The following is a 16,168-nucleotide window of genomic DNA, read 5'->3' on the forward strand; positions in this document are numbered from 1 at the left end:
GAGAGTGCTGTGATCGAGCATGCAACCCATGGAATTTGTGGTAAAGCCCATGCCAGGCAATGACTAGGATAAGCACAGCTTATGTATGACGCCCTCGGTGATTTGTCTCTGGACCTGCTGCGTGTCTTTGAGGCCGCGGCCCGCCAACGCAGCTTTACTGCTGCTGCAGTGGAGCTCGGCACCACGCAACCGGCCATCAGTCAGCAGATCAAACGATTGGAGGAGCAGCTCGCTACACGATTGTTTGACCGCATTTATCGCGGTATCGAACTGACCGAGGCTGGCGCGATTCTGTTTGAGCAAGTTCAGCTCGGTTTACAGAATATCGACGCCGGATTGAGCGCGATCAGTGCACAGCAGCAACACGAAGTGTTGCAGGTGGCCACCGACTTCGCCTTCGCCGCGTACTGGCTGATGCCACGGCTGCACCGCTTCCATACCGCCCATCCTCAAGTGGACGTCAGCCTGGTTACCAGTGAGCGCAGCCACAACATGCTGCGCACTGATATCGATGTGGCGGTGCTGTTCGGCGATGGCCGGTTCAAGCAAGGCGAGAGCCATTGGTTGTTCAGTGAAGAAGTGTTTCCGGTGTGCAGCCCGCTGCTCTTGAAGGATCGTCCCCTTCCCTTGCCGGCTCAGTCATTGCTGGAGTTTCCGCTGCTGCACCTGCGAGGCGAACACAGCAGCAACTGGTTCGACTGGAGCGGCGTGTTTCGCGAACTGGGGATCACGTCGGCGCCAGCGCCGGGGCAACTGCGCTTCGACAATTACACCTTGCTGATTCAAGCGGCGATTGGCGGCCAGGGCGTTGCGATCGGTTGGCGGCACCTTGTGGATAACTTGCTGGCGCAAGGTCTGTTGTGTCGACCTATTGCCGAGACGGTGATTTCCAGGCTGGGTTATTACGTGGTCCTGCCCCAGCGCAAACGGCGCGGGGCGTTGATTCAAACATTTGTGGATTGGTTGATGGCGGAACAGGCCAGCAGTGCGCAATCGCTTAATGGCCTTCCTTTGCCATCGATTGCGGTATGAGGGCTTTACGGTTCCGAAGTCGCGACAAAATTCACATGCTGACCGACATGCAAATTCAGCCATAACTCGTCGGCAATCCCGACGGCAACTCGGTTCAGCCGTTCCAGCGGTTCGGCCAGGCCAGGTTCCAGGCTCGTACTGACGTGACTGAAATGCTCGATGGACAGTCCTGGTACGCCGCGTGGGGCATTCACCAGGGTCCAGTGCAATGGGCTGCTTTGCAGTGCCTCGCGGATTTCTTCTGCGGCGTGGCGTTGCAGTTCGTCTTCTATCTCCGGATCGTCCAGCACCTCGAAATCACCCACCACAAACAACCGCGCGATACCCGCGGCCTGCATGCCGTCAATCAGTGCATCCACTGCCAGCACCTGCTCGACCGGGCCAGGCACGATGGATTTTTCGATGTGTTCGCTGTTCATCGGCAACCCCGGCGCATCCAGCAGGCAGATCACCGCCGAACAGCCGGCCACGCTTTGCTTGACCCGCTTGGCATCGAACAGATTGCCGGACTTGGTGCGCAATCCGGGGCGTGGCGCGAGTGCCGTCAGGTCATCGAGAATCGCGATCACTTCATGTTGGCGCCGCAGCATTTCCGCCATCAGCGCACTGCCAAGGCTACTCATGGCACCATAAAGCACTACCTTCACTACCGGGGTTTCGGCATTTTTCATGGCTGTGCTCCGAACGTCCTGCCTATATAGCGTGAGACCTGCAGGGACGGTGTGGGTTCGACCAGGTATAAAGAGGTTTCAGATGCAACAGATCAAGGGCTACCACGCCCATGTCTATTTTGACGCCAACACCCTCCCGCAGGCCCGGGCCTTGTGCGAGCAGGCCGCGCAATTGTTTCCGCTGAAGATGGGCCGCGTGCACGAACGCCTGGTCGGCCCGCACCCGGACTGGAGCTGCCAATTGGCCTTCGAGCCGCAATACCTTGGCGAGGTATTGCCGTGGCTGGCGCTCAATCGCAAGGGGTTGGTGGTGTTCCTGCACCCGGAGACCGGCAACGATCTGCTCGACCACACTGAACACGCGATCTGGATGGGGGCAATCCGGCCGCTGGACCTGTCTGTTTTCTGATCAGAGTTGTTCTTCGGCCTCGCCAGGCAAATGTTCGTCCAGATGCAGCCAGGGCAACCGACTGTCCGTCCAGATATGCCGCTCGGCCGGCGCCTGCTCAGGGTGGTCGAGGGTGGCGATGGTCACGTCGATGCTTTCGGGACTGAGCGTTGTCACCAGCGCCAATTGCGCCCCGCAGTTGGGGCAGAAATACCGCGTGCAAGTGGATGATGAGCCATACCGGGATGGCGTACCCGCGACCCAGGCAAATGCCGAGGCAGGCACGGTGATCCAGGTGGTCACGATCCCGCCGCTGACCCGTCGGCAAATCGAGCAATGGCAGTGGGCGATATCCTGCAACGGCCCGCTGAATTGATAGCGGATTTGCCCACAGTGGCAGCCGCCAGTGTGAAGTTCGCCCATGTTTTTTCCTCCTGAGCCCGTGTTTGCTGACTTTCAACCCGGCCGACGACCGGTCGTACATTCGGTCAATGCTTTCATCCGCGAAAGCTGGCTGAAAGCTTCCCCGATTAGGATCGCCTCACTGCCGGCAACAGACCGGTTGGCCAACGCGAGTGTTTCATTGCCCGCCCGGCCCATTTAACAACAACAATGGTGATTCTGATGTCCGCTCCTATCCGCCTCTTCGCTGCACCTCCGCCCGTACGTTTCGTGCTTTCCGTTCTGCGCTGACCTCATCGGTTCGCCCATTCCCTAGCCGCGCTACGCCTGGAGTATTCCTATGCTGACTTTCCTTGGCTTTGCCATGGTCATCACGTTCATGTTCCTGATCATGACCAAGCGCCTGTCCGCGCTGATCGCCCTGATTATTATCCCGATCATCTTCGCCCTGTTCGGTGGTTTCTCGCCGAAGATCGGCCCGATGATGCTCGAAGGCATCACCAAGCTTGCGCCGACCGGCGTGATGCTGATGTTCGCCATCCTCTACTTCGCCCTGATGATCGACTCCGGCCTGTTTGACCCGGCCGTGCGCAAGATCCTCAAACTGGTCAAGGGCGACCCGTTGAAGGTGTCGGTCGGTACCGCCGTGCTGGCGCTGATCGTGTCCATGGACGGTGATGGCGCCACCACTTACATGATCTGTGTGGCTGCCATGCTGCCGCTCTACAGCCGTATCGGCATGAGCCCGCGGATCATGGCCGGTCTGATCATCCTTGCCGGTGGTGTGATGAACATGACCCCTTGGGGTGGCCCGACCGCTCGTGCGGCCAGTGCGCTGCATGTGGACCCGTCCGCGATCTTCGTGCCGATGATTCCGGCAATGCTGGCTGGTGTGGTGGCGATCCTGGCGATTGCCTATGTCTACGGTAAACGCGAGCGTGCGCGTCTGGGTGAACTGCATCTGGTCGGTGATGAAATCGACCACAGCGAAATCAGCGTTTCGCAGTTCCCGGACGCCCGTCGTCCAAAACTGATCTGGTTCAACGGCGCGCTGACCCTGGCACTGATGGGCACCTTGATCGCCGGCCTGCTGCCGTTGCCGGTGCTGTTCATGGTGGCGTTCAGTATCGCGATGATCGTCAACTATCCTTGCCTGCAACAGCAGAAAGATCGAGTGGCGGCCCACGCCGGTAGCGTGTTGGCGGTGGTCGGGTTGATCTTTGCCGCGGGTATCTTCACCGGTATCCTGACAGGCACCGGCATGGTCGACGCCATGTCCAAGAGCCTGCTGGCGGTCATCCCGGATTTCCTCGGCCCGTACCTGGCCGTGATCACTGCGCTGGTGAGTATGCCGTTCACGTTCTTCATGTCGAACGACGCATTTTATTACGGCGTGTTACCAGTGCTTGCCGAAGCCGCCAGTCATTACGGTATAACCGCGGTAGAAATGGCACGTGCCTCGATCGTCGGTCAGCCCGTCCACTTGCTGAGCCCGCTGGTACCATCGACTTACCTGTTGGTGGCCCTGGCCGGTATCGAATTCGGTGATCATCAGCGGTTCACCTTGAAGTGGGCGGTGCTGGTTTGCCTGTGCATACTGGTGGCGGCCTTGCTGATGGGGATATTTCCGCTGTTCAGCACGCTATAAGCCAAGACTCGCCATGAGGGGTCCAGGCTTTGTTTGAAGCCTGGGCCCTTCGTGGTTTAAACACATCCTCAAAGGAATACACATGGAATGGCTGACCAACCCTGAAATCTGGGTTGCCTTCTTCACCCTGACCGCCCTGGAGATCGTCCTGGGCATCGACAACATCATCATGATCTCGATCCTGGTCAGCCGCATGCCCAAACACATGCAGGCGCGTACCCGGATCTTCGGCCTCGCGCTGGCCATGGTCACGCGGATTCTGTTGCTGCTGTCGATCACCTGGGTCATGCGTCTCACCGCGGACCTGTTCGAAGTGTTCGGCCAGGGCATTTCCGGGCGTGACCTGATCCTGTTCTTCGGTGGTCTGTTCCTGCTGTGGAAAAGCTCGCAAGAGATGTATCACGCGCTGGAAGGCGAGGATGAAACCAGCGACGAGCCAAGTGGCAAGGGCGGTAACTTCCTCTACACCATTATCCAGATCGCGATCATCGACATCGTGTTCTCGCTGGACTCCGTCATCACTGCCGTTGGCATGGTGTCCCACGTACCGGTCATGGTCGCGGCAATCATCGTCGCAGTGCTGGTGATGATGTGGGCTTCCGGCACCATCAGCGAGTTCATCGACAGGCACCCGTCGCTGAAAATGCTGGCGCTGTCTTTCCTGTTGATCGTCGGTACCGTGCTGATTGCCGAATCCTTCGATGTGCATGTGCCGAAAGGCTACGTCTACTTCGCCATGGCGTTCTCGCTGGCAGTGGAAGCGATCAACATCAGGATGCGCACCGCGATTGCGAAAAAACGTACACAGCAAGAGCCGGTGAAACTGCGCAAGGATGTTCCGGGCCAGTAACCCGAACACCCTGCTGTGACAAAGGGGCCTTCGGGCCCCTTTGTCATGTCTGCATCAAACTGTTTTCATGACAGTTTTGTTTCAATCGCTTCTTTAGCTGTGCGATGCTGGCGTCCAGACCGTTAGCCAACTACAGCTTAAGTACAGAACGTAAAAGAACGCGGTACCGTCGACTTGCCCCGCTGGGGCGCTACCACCACAGGGGGCCTGTATGCTCACCCTGCTCAATTTGTTATCGGCCGTGGCCTTGTTGATCTGGGGCACGCACATCGTCCGAACCGGCATCCTGCGGGTTTATGGCTCCAACTTGCGCCATGTGATCGGCCAGAACATGGCCAGGCGCTGGCTGGCGTTTATCGCCGGGATCATGGTGACCGCCATGGTCCAAAGCAGCAACGCCACCGCCATGCTCGTCACCTCATTTGTCGGTCAGGGGCTGATGGCGCTGACCCCTGCCCTGGCGACCATGCTCGGTGCCGACGTCGGTACCGCACTGATGGCACGGGTACTGACCCTCGACCTGTCGTGGCTGTCACCGCTGTTGATCTTCCTCGGGGTGATTTTCTTCCTGTCGCGCAAGCAGACCCGGGTCGGGCAGATGGGGCGGGTCAGCATCGGTCTGGGGCTGATCATTCTGGCGCTGCAACTGATCGTCGAGGCCGCCACGCCGATCACTCATGCTCAGGGGGTGAAGGTGATTTTCGCCTCACTGACCGGCGACATCCTGCTCGATGCGCTGGTCGGTGCACTGTTCGCGATGATTTCATACTCCAGCCTGGCCGCCGTATTGCTGACCGCGACCCTCGCCGGTGCCAGCGTGATCAGCCTGCCAGTGGCCATCGGCCTGGTGATCGGCGCCAACATCGGCAGCGGCGTTCTCGCCTTCCTCAGCACCAGCATGCAGAACGCCGCCGGCCGTCAGGTGGCGCTGGGCAGCCTGTTGTACAAACTGATTGGTCTGCTGCTGATCATTCCGGTGCTTGATCCGTTGGTGCACTGGATCGACAGCTTCGATTTCAGCGCTCAGGAAATGGTCATCGGCTTCCACCTGCTCTACAACACCGCGCGCTGCCTGATCCTGTTGCCCAGCGTCGGGCTGATGGCCAGGCTCTGTGCGTGGCTGCTGCCGGAGCGGCCGGACATCAACGGCACGGCCAAGCCGCGGCACCTTGACCCGACGGCTTTGGTGACCCCCAGCCTGGCGCTGGCCAATGCCGCCCGGGAAACCCTGCGCATCGGCGATCTGGTCGACAACATGCTCGAAGCCATGCTCGCCGTACTGCGCGGCAAACAGACCGCCGTCACCCAGGAAATCCGTCGCCTGACCGATGATGTCGAAGCGCTCTATAGCGCGATCAAACTCTATCTGGCGCAAATGCCTCGGGAAGACCTCAGCGAACAGGATAGCCAACGGTGGGCGGAAACCATCGAGCTGGCGATCAACCTGAAACTGGCCAGTGACCTGATCGAACGCATGCTGCGCAAGGTTCAGCAGCAGAAAACCGCGCAGCGGCGGTCGTTTTCCGAGGTCGGTCTGGAAGAATTGGCGGGCCTGCACAGCCAGCTGATTGCCAACCTGCGCCTGGGGTTGTCGGTATTCCTCAGTTCCGACCCGGAAAGTGCTCGCCAGTTACTGCGGGAGAAACGTCGCTTTCGCGCACAGGAACGCCGCCTGGCCCACGCTCATGTCAGTCGTTTGCACCGTAAGATTGTGCAAAGCATCGAGACCAGTTCGCTGCATCTGGAACTGATTGCCGACATGAGACGCCTGAATTCACTGTTCTGCAGCAGTGCCTATGCGGTGTTGGGCACTTCGGACACCGGTGCTCTGGCGGTCGACGATTTGGCTGACATCACTCATTCACCCTGAACGTCCACAGTTGCCTGAAGTCTGTTGTACTTACGCTGGTCGTACGGAAACTCGTTATGCGTTGTCTGCTATTCGCTTGTCTGTTGCTCGGCGCCCTGCCTTCATTTGCCCTGGATCGCTTTCAGGTCGAGGGCTATACGCTGCCCAACGGTCTGCAATTGGTCCTCAAACCGGGCACCGAGCGCGGGCACGTGGCGATTCGGCTGGTAGTCGGCGTGGGTCTGGATGATTTCAGCTGCACCGACAAGGAGCTGCCGCATCTGCTCGAACACTTGCTGTTCAGCGGCATCGACGCCACCGGCGAAGGTGGTCTGGAGGAGCGCATGCAGGCCCTGGGTGGTGAGTGGAACGCTTACACCAGCAACGCCGACACCACGTTCGTCATCGAAGCACCGGCGAAAAACCAGCGTAAGGTTCTCGATCTGTTGTTGGCGCTGCTGACCCAGACCCGTATCGACGACAACGCGATCAACGTTGCCAAGCAGGTGGTCGAGCGCGAAGACGGTGGCCATTATTCGCACCTGCAACGTTGGCTGGATCGCCAGGACCTGGGCCACACCGCCAGTAATCAATTGGCGGTGGAACTGGGCCTCAAATGCTCGGAGCGCGCCGAAGTCAATCACCTGACCCGCGAGCAACTGGAGAAGGTGCGCAAAGCCTGGTACGCGCCCAACAACATGACCCTGATCGTGGTCGGCGAGCTCGACCGCCTGCTGCCGGCCTATCTGGAACGGGCGTATGGCGCGCTCGTAGCCGTCGAGCCTGCCGATCACCTGCCCTTGCCGACAATCCAGGCCAGCGCGGCCCACGAGCGTACTCTGAGCCACGGTTTTGTCGGTGGTGGCGCCAAGTTGCACTGGCTGGTACCGGAACCGGTGCAGGAAGACCAACCCGACGAAACGTTCGATCTGCTCAAGGATTACCTGGACTGGGCGCTTTATCGCCAACTGCGCCTGGTCCATGGGTTGTCCTATGGGCCCTCGGCCGAGCGTGAGGTGTTTGGCGGAGTGGGCTTCATGAGCCTGAACGCCGACCTTGAACGCGGCGACGTGCCGGCAGCTGAACAGGTGCTGGATGAGCTCAAAGCCGATTTGCTCAAGGACGGTCTCGACGCCACCACCTTCGCCCGCCTCAAGCAGGCCGCCATCGCCCGTCAGGCCTGGGCGGTGCAAGGCAACAGCGCCCTGGCGGATTACTACTGGAGCGCCCTTGGGGACTACGAGGACGGCCATTTCACCAACCCGGCCAAGGCACTGCAAGAAGTGACGCTGGCCGAGGCGAACCAGGCGATGCGTGAGTTGCTGCTGCAACCGGGGTATTTGCGGATCGAGAAGCCGTTGGTGAGTTATGACCAGTTGATGTGGGCGATTGCCGGGGTATTTGGATTGATGGTGCTTGGGGCATTGGGTTGGCGTGTTCACCGCAGAAAGTAGTTATTTCCCTGTGGTAACGGGTTTTGTGTGGCGAGGGGGCTTGCCCCCGTTGGGCTGCGAAGCGGCCCTGAAAATGCGGCAACCCGGTTTATCAGGTACACCGCATTCACCGATATTGCGACTGCTGCGCAGCCGAACGGGGCGATGCGGCGTTCCGACAAGCCCCCTCGCCACAGGGCTCCTCGGACGGTACCCTGTCGGGGATTTTTCCCACGACTATTGTGAACCGCCGAATGCCGACTCTGACCCTGTACATACAGCGCATCCTGGAATTGATGAAGCGCTACCCCGGGGTCATCGCGCTCGGCGGTTTCATTTCCGGGGTCGGCAGCTTCATCTTGGTGGATCGCCAGCAAGGCCTGGCGACCTGGATCACCACCATCATGCTGGTCAGCTGGGTCTGGCTGATGCTGGAAAACAGCCTCACTGAGTTGTTCGCCAAGGTCTTCAAGCGCGAAATACCCCAGCCCCTGCTGCGTTATGCGACGCAGATGATCCATCAGGAAAGCCTGTTCTTCGTCCTGCCGTTCTTTTTCATCACCACCACCTGGAACAGTGGCCAACTGTTTTTCACGGGGTTGTTGGGCATGGCGGCGCTGATCTCGATCACCGACCCGCTCTACTACAAATGGCTGGCGCCGCGCCGCTGGGCGTTCCTGGCGTTGCATACCCTGACCCTGTTCGCCGCTCTGCTGACCGCCCTGCCCGTCATCCTGCACCTGACCACCTCCCAGAGCTTCAAACTGGCGCTGGGCATCGCCATGGTGCTGTCGTTCCCGAGTCTGGCGTCGATCTTCCCGATTCGGACCGTGCGCAATGCGTTGGCGATCCTCAGCATCACCGTGGGCATTGGCGCTGTCGGCTGGGTGCTGCGTTCCTGGGTTCCGCCGGCCACCCTGTGGATGACCGATGTGGCGATCAGCACCCAAATGCAGGACCGCACCCCCGGCAAGAGCCTGGAAGAAGTCAGCGCCGAGCAGATTCGTGGCGACGGTTTGTACGCCTACACCGCGATCAATGCCCCACGGGGGCTGGACGAGCGGATTTATCACGTCTGGATGTTCAACGGTAAAGAGGTCGACCGCATCCCTCTGGATATCCACGGCGGGCGCAAGGAAGGCTACCGCGCCTGGACCCACAAGCAGAATTTCCCCGGCAATCCCGCGGGTAAATGGCAAGTTCGGGTGCTCACCGAAGACGGCCAGTTGATCGGCGTGCTGCGCTTCAAGGTCATGGACAGCACACCCATCAAAGATAAGTAACGCGGTTCGTGCTATTAATCTGGTCTGCGCAATTGCCGAACAAGCAGGAGCTTATGACCAGCAGCACAACGCCTGGCAATGTCCGACTGGATACCTCGCACATCCCTGCCCTGCTGCGGGTCACGGGTGACTGGACGCTCGCTCATTACGCCGATCTCAGCCACCTGAGCGAAAAGCTCCGTGGCCAATACGACAACAACACCCCCATCGACCTCAACGGCCTCGGTGCCCTGGACACGGCGGGTGCATCGCTGTTGGTGGAGTTGCTGGGTTCCGAGCGTCTGGGCAAGTCCGCCGAACACCCTGATTGCACCCTTTCCTCCGCCGATCGCGCCTTGTTGCAGACGGTGTATTGCTCGCTGACTGATTTCTGCGTGCCGATCAAAGAGCCGGAAATCAGCGTCGGCATTCAACTGCTGACCCGTATCGGCCGTGCGGTCGATGCGGTCTGGCAGGACGCCCTGCAGGTGCTGGGTTTTGTCGGCCTGATCCTGCAAACCATCGCGCGCGGGCTGTTTTGTCCCAAGCGCTGGCGCCTCACGCCGATGGTCGCGCACATTGAGCAGACTGGCCTCGACGCCGCTCCCATCGTCGCCCTGCTGACCTTTATGGTGGGCGCCGTGGTAGCGTTTCTCGGTGCGACTGTGCTGGCGAGCTTCGGCGCGAGCATTTTTACCGTGGACCTGGTGGCGTTTTCTTTTTTGCGCGAATTCGGCGTGTTGCTCACCGCGATCCTGATGGCCGGCCGCACCGCCAGTGCGTTCACCGCGCAGATCGGCTCGATGAAAGCCAACGAAGAAATCGATGCGATCCGCACCCTCGGCCTCGACCCGATGGAGTTGCTGGTGGTGCCGCGGGTATTGGCGTTGCTGGTGGCGCTGCCGATGCTGACCTTCCTGGCGATGTTGTCGGGGATTGTCGGCGGTGGCGTGGTGTGTGCGCTGTCGCTGGATATATCGCCGGCGATGTTCCTGTCGCTGCTGCAATCGGACATCGGCGTTCAGCACTTCCTGGTGGGGATCGTCAAAGCGCCGATTTTTGCGTTCCTGATCGCCGCCGTCGGCTGTCTTGAAGGCTTCAAGGTCAGCGGCAGCGCCGAGTCCGTCGGTGCGCACACCACGTCGAGTGTGGTGCAGTCGATTTTCGTGGTGATCGTCCTCGATGCCGTGGCCGCATTGTTTTTCATGGAGATGGGCTGGTGAGTCGTCTACCCCGAGCGCCTTCCGAGGCGGTGATCGAAGTCCGTGGGCTGTGCAATCGCTTCGGCCGCCAGAGCGTGCACGAGAACCTCGACCTGGATTTGTACAAAGGCGAAATTCTGGCGGTGGTCGGCGGTTCCGGCAGCGGCAAATCGGTGCTGTTGCGCAGCATCGTCGGCTTGCGCCAGCCCAGCGAAGGGCTGGTGAAGGTCTTCGGCAAGAACTTGCCGAGCCTGTCGGAGCACGAGCGTTCGCTGGTCGAGCGGCGCTTCGGCGTGTTGTTCCAGAAAGGCGCCCTGTTCTCTTCGCTGACAGTGACCGAGAACGTCGCCCTGCCCCTTATCGAACACGCCGGCCTGAGCCGTACCGATGCCGAGCACTTGGCGGCGGTGAAACTGGCATTGGCCGGATTGCCCTTGTCGGCGGCCGACAAGTACCCTGCTTCACTGTCTGGCGGCATGATCAAGCGCGCCGCCCTGGCCCGGGCGTTGGCGCTGGACCCGGACATTCTGTTTCTCGACGAGCCCACCGCTGGTCTCGACCCGATTGGCGCGGCGGCGTTCGATCAATTGATTCTGACCCTGCGCGACGCGTTGGGTTTGAGTGTGTTTCTGGTCACCCACGACCTCGACACGCTCTACACCATCACCGACCGGGTGGCGGTGCTGGCGCAAAAGAAAGTACTGGTGGCGGATGCCATCGACAAGGTTTCGGAAACCGACGACGCGTGGATTCACGAATACTTCCATGGCCCTCGCGGCCGCGCGGCGCTGACGGCCGCTAACCAGCTCAACGAGGTCTGACATGGAAACCCGAGCCCATCACGTATTGATCGGCCTGTTCACCGTCATAGTGGTGGCAGGCGCCCTGCTCTTCGGTCTGTGGCTGGCCAAGTCCAGCGTCGACACCGAATTCAAGGATTACGAAATCGTCTTCAACGAGGCGGTCAGCGGTTTGTCCAAGGGCAGCGCCGTGCAGTACAGCGGGATCAAGGTCGGCGACGTAGTGACGTTGCGCCTGGACCCGAACGATCCACGCCGGGTGTTGGCGCGGATCCGCCTGGGCGGCGATACCCCGATCAAGGAAGACACCCAGGCCAAACTGGCGCTGACCGGGATCACTGGCACCTCGATCATTCAGCTCAGCGGTGGTACACCGCAAAGTCCGACGCTCAAGGGCAAGGGCGGCAATTTGCCGACCATCGTGGCATCACCCTCGCCTATCGCCCGTTTGATGAGCGACAGTAACGATCTGATGACCGGTGTGAACGTGTTGATGCAGAACGCCAATCAGATGTTTTCTTCGGAAAACGTCGAGCGCATCAGCAAAACCCTTGAGCATCTGGAGCAAACCACCAGCACCATCGCCGACCAGCGCGGCGACATTGGTCAGGCCATGCAGCAACTGGCGTCGATCGGTAAACAGGCCTCGGCCACACTCGAGCAAACCGCAGGGCTGATGCGCAACGCCAACGGCCTGCTCAACGATCAGGGCAAGCAGATGTTTGGCAGTGCCGAGCAAGCCATGAAGTCCCTGGAACAGAGCAGCGCGACCCTCAACTCATTGCTCACCACTAATCAGGATTCCCTCAACAACGGCATGCAGGGCCTCAATGGCCTGGCGCCGGCAGTGCGTGAGTTGCGCGATACCTTGAGCTCGCTGCGCACCATTTCCCAGCGGCTTGAGGCCAACCCCAGCGGTTACCTGCTGGGCAGTGACAAGAACAAGGAGTTCACGCCATGAAGCTGATCCCGTTAGCCTTGGCTGTTGGTTTTGCGCTGACCAGTGCCTGCTCGATTCTGCCCAAGTCCGAGCCATCCGATGTCTACCGGTTGCCCTCGGCCCAGAGCGGCGCACCGGCCAATCACAGCACGGCGCTGCACTGGTCGTTGCGGCTGGCCAAGCCACAGACCAGCGAAGCCTTGAACAACCCGAAGATCGCCGTGATCCCTCAGGGTGACCTGATCAGCAGCTACAAGGCTTCCCGCTGGAGCGACCCGGCGCCGGTGCTGCTGCGCAATCGCCTGCTCGATGGTTTCCAGCGTGACGGTCGGGTGCCGTTGCTCAGCACCGATGACAGCAATCTGCAGGCGGACCTGGAGCTGGGCGGCAACCTGCAGGCGTTCCAGACCGAATACCAGGGCACGACGGCGAGCGTGGTCGTGCGGCTGGATGCATTGCTGGTGCGTGGGTATGACCAGCGCATCCTCGCCAGTCGGCGCTTTGAAGTGCGCCAGCCGTTGAGCGATGTGAAGGTGCCGGCGGTGGTCGCCGGGTTCGGCCAGGCCAGCGACCAGTTGACGGCGCAGGTGGTGGCCTGGACGGTGGAGCAGGGTCAGAAAGTCGTGCCGCCGCTGAGGCCCTGAAGCCACCGCTGAAAGGAGCGGGCTTGCCCGCTCCCACAGGGTTTTCGTTTAACCGAAGAACCAGTAGCAAACCCCGATGGCCCCCAGCACCCCGCCAAGCTCCGCCAGCAGCGCACAGCCCACCGCATGCCGTGCACGCTGGATGCCCACCGCGCCGAAGTACACCGCCAAGACATAGAAAGTCGTTTCGGTACTGCCCTGGATCGTTGCCGCCACCAGCGCCGGGAAGCTGTCCACCCCCTCGGTCTTCATGGTTTCGATCAGCATTGCCCGGGCGGCACTGCCGGAAAAGGGTTTGACCAATGCGGTCGGCAAGGCATCGACAAAGCGCGTGTCCCAACCGGCCCACGCCACCAGGTGACGAATCCCGTCCAGACCGAAATCCAACGCTCCGGATGCTCGCAGCACACCCACGGCGCAGAGCATCGCCACCAGATACGGCAACAGGTTCTTGGCGACGTCGAAGCCTTCTTTGGCGCCTTCGACGAATGCCTCGTAGACCTTCACCTTGCGTAATGCGCCGATGATCATAAACAGCATGATCAAGCCGAACAGTGTCACGTTGCCGAGGACCGATGACAGGCTCGCCAGCGCGGTCGCCGAGAGCGTCGCCAGCAGTGCCATGAAGCCGCCAAGGGCGAGGGCGCCGGGAATCAGGTACGCCAGCACCACCGGGTCCCAGATGCGCAGGCGTTGCATGAACGCTACGGTCAGGAAGCCGACGATGGTTGAGCAACTGGTGGCGAGCAGGATCGGCAGGAACACCAGCGTCGGATCGGGCGCGCCTTGCTGGGCGCGGTACATGAAGATCGTCACGGGCAGCAGGGTCAGGGAGGAGGCGTTGAGCACCAGGAAGAGGATCTGCGCGTTGCTGGCGATCGTTGCACTGGGGTTGAGCTCTTGCAGCGCCTTCATGGCTTTGAGGCCGATCGGTGTGGCGGCGTTGTCCAGGCCCAGGCCGTTGGCGGCGAAGTTCAGGGTGATCAGGCCGATGGCGGGATGACCGGCCGGCACTTCCGGCATCAGGCGCAGGAACAGCGGCCCCAGCGCTTTCGCCAGCCACTCGACGATCCCGGCCTTCTCGGCGATCCGCAGAAAGCCCAGCCAGAGGGTGAGGGTGCCGAACAACAGGACCATGACCTCGACCGATAATTTGGCCATGGCGAAAATACTTTCCACCATCGCCGCAAAGATCCCGGCGTTACCACCGATCAGCCACTGCGCCAGCGCCGATACGGCTGCCACGATGAAGAAGCCAAGCCACAGGCCATTAAGCATCAGTCAAATCCCCCGGAAGATGCGGCGAATGATAGCGGGGTAGGCAGAAACGACAAACCCCGGATTTCTCCGGGGTTTGTTGGGGGCTCTTGTGGGAGCGGGCATTAGTTGCTGGAGGTTTCACCAACCGGCAGCTTTTCCTTGCTGCGCCAGTGCGGCAGGGAGTTCCAGTAGCGCTGGCCCTTGGCGTCGTCGTACATGCCTTCCCAACGCGAGATGACCAGCACGGCCAAGGCATTGCCGATCACGTTCAGCGCGGTACGGGCCATATCCATGATGCGGTCGACACCGGCGATGAATGCCAGGCCTTCCAGCGGAATACCGACGCTGCCCAGAGTGGCCAGCAACACCACGAAGGACACGCCCGGTACGCCGGCGATGCCTTTGGAGGTGACCATCAGGGTCAGCACCAGCAGCAATTGCTGGCTGATCGACAGGTCGATGCCGTACAGCTGGGCAATGAAGATCGCCGCGATGCTTTGGTACAGGGTCGAACCGTCGAGGTTGAACGAGTAGCCGGTCGGTACCACGAAGCTGCAAATGGCTTTCGGCGCGCCGTAGGCTTCCATTTTCTCGATCACGCGCGGCAGCACGGTTTCGGAACTGGCGGTGGAGTAGGCCAGGACCAGCTCATCCTTGAAGATGCGCATCAGCTTGATCACCGAGAAGCCGAACAGGCGAGCGATCAGGCCCAGCACCACGAAGGCGAAGAAGGCGACGGCGAAGTAAACCAGGACGACCAGCTTGGCCAGTGGCAGCAGGGAGGCGAAGCCGAAGTTGGCCACGGTCACCGCGATCAGTGCGAACACGCCGATCGGGGCGTAGTTCATGATCATGTGGGTGACTTTGAACATGCTTTCCGACACGCCCTGGAACATCTTCACCAGAGGTTCGCGCAGGTCCGATTGCAGGCTCGACAGACCGAGACCGAACAACACGGAGAAGAAGATGATCGGCAGCATTTCGCCGCGGCCCATGGCTGCGAAGATGTTCGACGGGATCAGGTTGAGGATGGTTTCGATGAACGCGTGTTCATGCTGAACCTCGGCAGCAGTGGCCTGGTACTTGGAAATATCCACAGTACCCAGGGTGCTCATGTCGATGCCGCTGCCCGGATGGACCACGTTGGCCAGAACCAGACCGACCAGAATGGCGATGGTGGTGACGATCTCGAAGTAAATGATGGTCTTCAGACCGATACGCCCGAGTTTTTTCGCGTCCCCAACGCCAGCGATGCCGACGACCAGCGAGGAGATTACGATCGGGATCACGATCATCTTGATCAGACGGATAAAGATATCGCCTGCCGGTTGCAGGACGTTGCTGATCCACCAGGCCTTTTCAGCGCTGAAGTGGTTGAGCAGTGCACCTATTGCTATCCCCAGAACCAGACCGATGAGGATCTGCCAGGCGAGGCTAAGCTTTGCCTTCTTCATATCTTTACCCTTACTTGCGTTTGACTCAGGTCGATGCATGAACTGCAACGCTCAATGGCGAAGCCGTCTTGCACCAACCCCCGTATAAGGTCCCCGCGAGCGAGCATTTACAGCTCTCTGGCAGCGAAAAAGGCGCAACTATTCCGATGCGGGGAAGCGCCGTCTAATGCCGTAAACGCCTACCCTATGCCGAATCGGCATGAGATTTTTCAACTGAAACCCACGTCCCAGCCGGTTCGAATGCGACATTTCGGCAGGTATAAGTGCCGTGAACCGGCCATTTCAGCGCAGGTTGATGTTTTTTTGAACCAATGAAAATTTAGGAGATGTCCT

Annotated in this window: 15 protein-coding genes; 11 read left to right on the forward strand and 4 right to left on the reverse strand. The window is 60.3% G+C overall.

Going from position 1 to position 16,168, the window contains the following annotated elements:
* Nucleotides 1–81: 81 nt before the first annotated feature.
* Nucleotides 82–1,032 (forward strand): choline sulfate utilization transcriptional regulator, encoded by a 951-nt coding sequence (locus JUI81_RS11290; RefSeq protein WP_204124265.1) that lies wholly within the window; start codon nt 82–84, stop codon nt 1,030–1,032.
* Nucleotides 1,033–1,037: 5 nt separating this feature from the next.
* On the opposite strand, the gene JUI81_RS11295 is transcribed toward JUI81_RS11290, so the two are convergent.
* Complete coding sequence (locus tag JUI81_RS11295) at nt 1,038–1,703, reverse strand: NAD(P)-dependent oxidoreductase (RefSeq protein ID WP_019580318.1); 666 nt, start codon at nt 1,701–1,703, stop codon at nt 1,038–1,040.
* Nucleotides 1,704–1,785: 82 nt separating this feature from the next.
* Here JUI81_RS11295 and JUI81_RS11300 point away from each other — a divergent pair, with 82 nt between their 5' ends.
* The gene (locus JUI81_RS11300; RefSeq protein ID WP_019580317.1) at nt 1,786–2,112 is read left to right on the forward strand and encodes a DOPA 4,5-dioxygenase family protein; all 327 of its coding nucleotides are present in this window, start codon (nt 1,786–1,788) and stop codon (nt 2,110–2,112) included.
* Here the strand turns inward: JUI81_RS11300 and JUI81_RS11305 are convergent, their stop codons facing one another.
* A complete protein-coding gene (locus tag JUI81_RS11305; RefSeq protein ID WP_019580316.1) occupies nt 2,113–2,514 on the reverse strand; it encodes a GFA family protein in 402 nt (133 codons plus the stop codon). It lies immediately after the preceding gene.
* Between the two features lie 319 nt (nt 2,515–2,833).
* Between JUI81_RS11305 and JUI81_RS11310 the strand changes: the two genes are divergently transcribed.
* The 9 genes from JUI81_RS11310 (at nt 2,834) to JUI81_RS11350 (ending at nt 13,121) form a co-directional block, all read left to right on the forward strand.
* On the forward strand, nt 2,834–4,141 hold the full coding sequence (locus JUI81_RS11310) for a CitMHS family transporter (protein ID WP_018927294.1): 1,308 nt from the start codon (nt 2,834–2,836) through the stop codon (nt 4,139–4,141).
* Between the two features lie 82 nt (nt 4,142–4,223).
* Complete coding sequence (locus tag JUI81_RS11315; protein WP_019580315.1) at nt 4,224–4,991, forward strand: TerC family protein; 768 nt, start codon at nt 4,224–4,226, stop codon at nt 4,989–4,991.
* 211 nt (nt 4,992–5,202) lie between these two features.
* On the forward strand, nt 5,203–6,861 hold the full coding sequence (locus JUI81_RS11320; protein WP_018927292.1) for a Na/Pi cotransporter family protein: 1,659 nt from the start codon (nt 5,203–5,205) through the stop codon (nt 6,859–6,861).
* 56 nt (nt 6,862–6,917) lie between these two features.
* Nucleotides 6,918–8,294, forward strand: coding sequence for a pitrilysin family protein (locus JUI81_RS11325; protein WP_204124266.1), 1,377 nt, complete (start codon nt 6,918–6,920; stop codon nt 8,292–8,294).
* A 233-nt stretch (nt 8,295–8,527) separates the two neighbouring features.
* The gene (locus JUI81_RS11330) at nt 8,528–9,556 is read left to right on the forward strand and encodes a DUF5924 family protein (RefSeq protein ID WP_028940067.1); all 1,029 of its coding nucleotides are present in this window, start codon (nt 8,528–8,530) and stop codon (nt 9,554–9,556) included.
* A 53-nt stretch (nt 9,557–9,609) separates the two neighbouring features.
* Nucleotides 9,610–10,758, forward strand: coding sequence for an ABC transporter permease (locus JUI81_RS11335; RefSeq protein ID WP_204124267.1), 1,149 nt, complete (start codon nt 9,610–9,612; stop codon nt 10,756–10,758).
* Nucleotides 10,755–11,558 carry an ABC transporter ATP-binding protein gene (locus JUI81_RS11340; RefSeq protein WP_018927288.1) on the forward strand — a complete coding sequence of 268 codons (804 nt, stop codon included), beginning with the start codon at nt 10,755–10,757 and terminating at the stop codon, nt 11,556–11,558. The genes JUI81_RS11335 and JUI81_RS11340 overlap by 4 nt, the downstream gene beginning before the upstream one ends.
* A gap of 1 nt (nt 11,559) precedes the next feature.
* Nucleotides 11,560–12,498, forward strand: a complete 939-nt coding sequence (locus JUI81_RS11345) for an MlaD family protein (RefSeq protein ID WP_019580311.1) — start codon at nt 11,560–11,562, stop codon at nt 12,496–12,498.
* Nucleotides 12,495–13,121 carry an ABC-type transport auxiliary lipoprotein family protein gene (locus JUI81_RS11350; RefSeq protein ID WP_019651219.1) on the forward strand — a complete coding sequence of 209 codons (627 nt, stop codon included), beginning with the start codon at nt 12,495–12,497 and terminating at the stop codon, nt 13,119–13,121. The genes JUI81_RS11345 and JUI81_RS11350 overlap by 4 nt, the downstream gene beginning before the upstream one ends.
* 48 nt (nt 13,122–13,169) lie before the next feature.
* Here JUI81_RS11350 and JUI81_RS11355 read toward each other — a convergent pair whose 3' ends face one another.
* Both JUI81_RS11355 and gltP read right to left on the reverse strand, forming a co-directional pair.
* The gene (locus tag JUI81_RS11355) at nt 13,170–14,399 is read right to left on the reverse strand and encodes a nucleoside recognition domain-containing protein (protein ID WP_019580309.1); all 1,230 of its coding nucleotides are present in this window, start codon (nt 14,397–14,399) and stop codon (nt 13,170–13,172) included.
* Nucleotides 14,400–14,503: 104 nt separating this feature from the next.
* Entirely contained in the window at nt 14,504–15,835 is a 1,332-nt protein-coding gene (gltP, locus tag JUI81_RS11360; protein ID WP_204124268.1) for a glutamate/aspartate:proton symporter GltP, read from the reverse strand.
* Nucleotides 15,836–16,168 lie beyond the last annotated feature (333 nt).

Source organism: Pseudomonas sp. 008, assembly GCF_016861935.1.
GTDB lineage: Bacteria > Pseudomonadota > Gammaproteobacteria > Pseudomonadales > Pseudomonadaceae > Aquipseudomonas.

Excerpts from the sequence above, each read along its gene's own strand:
- JUI81_RS11290 (WP_204124265.1), top strand. The coding sequence starts at position 82 with ATGTATGACGCCCTCGGTGATTTGTCTCTGGACCTGCTGCGTGTCTTT.
- JUI81_RS11295 (WP_019580318.1), bottom strand. The coding sequence starts at position 1,703 with ATGAAAAATGCCGAAACCCCGGTAGTGAAGGTAGTGCTTTATGGTGCC.
- JUI81_RS11300 (WP_019580317.1), top strand. The coding sequence starts at position 1,786 with ATGCAACAGATCAAGGGCTACCACGCCCATGTCTATTTTGACGCCAAC.
- JUI81_RS11305 (WP_019580316.1), bottom strand. The coding sequence starts at position 2,514 with ATGGGCGAACTTCACACTGGCGGCTGCCACTGTGGGCAAATCCGCTAT.
- JUI81_RS11310 (WP_018927294.1), top strand. The coding sequence starts at position 2,834 with ATGCTGACTTTCCTTGGCTTTGCCATGGTCATCACGTTCATGTTCCTG.
- JUI81_RS11315 (WP_019580315.1), top strand. The coding sequence starts at position 4,224 with ATGGAATGGCTGACCAACCCTGAAATCTGGGTTGCCTTCTTCACCCTG.
- JUI81_RS11320 (WP_018927292.1), top strand. The coding sequence starts at position 5,203 with ATGCTCACCCTGCTCAATTTGTTATCGGCCGTGGCCTTGTTGATCTGG.
- JUI81_RS11325 (WP_204124266.1), top strand. The coding sequence starts at position 6,918 with ATGCGTTGTCTGCTATTCGCTTGTCTGTTGCTCGGCGCCCTGCCTTCA.
- JUI81_RS11330 (WP_028940067.1), top strand. The coding sequence starts at position 8,528 with ATGCCGACTCTGACCCTGTACATACAGCGCATCCTGGAATTGATGAAG.
- JUI81_RS11335 (WP_204124267.1), top strand. The coding sequence starts at position 9,610 with ATGACCAGCAGCACAACGCCTGGCAATGTCCGACTGGATACCTCGCAC.
- JUI81_RS11345 (WP_019580311.1), top strand. The coding sequence starts at position 11,560 with ATGGAAACCCGAGCCCATCACGTATTGATCGGCCTGTTCACCGTCATA.
- JUI81_RS11350 (WP_019651219.1), top strand. The coding sequence starts at position 12,495 with ATGAAGCTGATCCCGTTAGCCTTGGCTGTTGGTTTTGCGCTGACCAGT.
- JUI81_RS11355 (WP_019580309.1), bottom strand. The coding sequence starts at position 14,399 with ATGCTTAATGGCCTGTGGCTTGGCTTCTTCATCGTGGCAGCCGTATCG.
- gltP (WP_204124268.1), bottom strand. The coding sequence starts at position 15,835 with ATGAAGAAGGCAAAGCTTAGCCTCGCCTGGCAGATCCTCATCGGTCTG.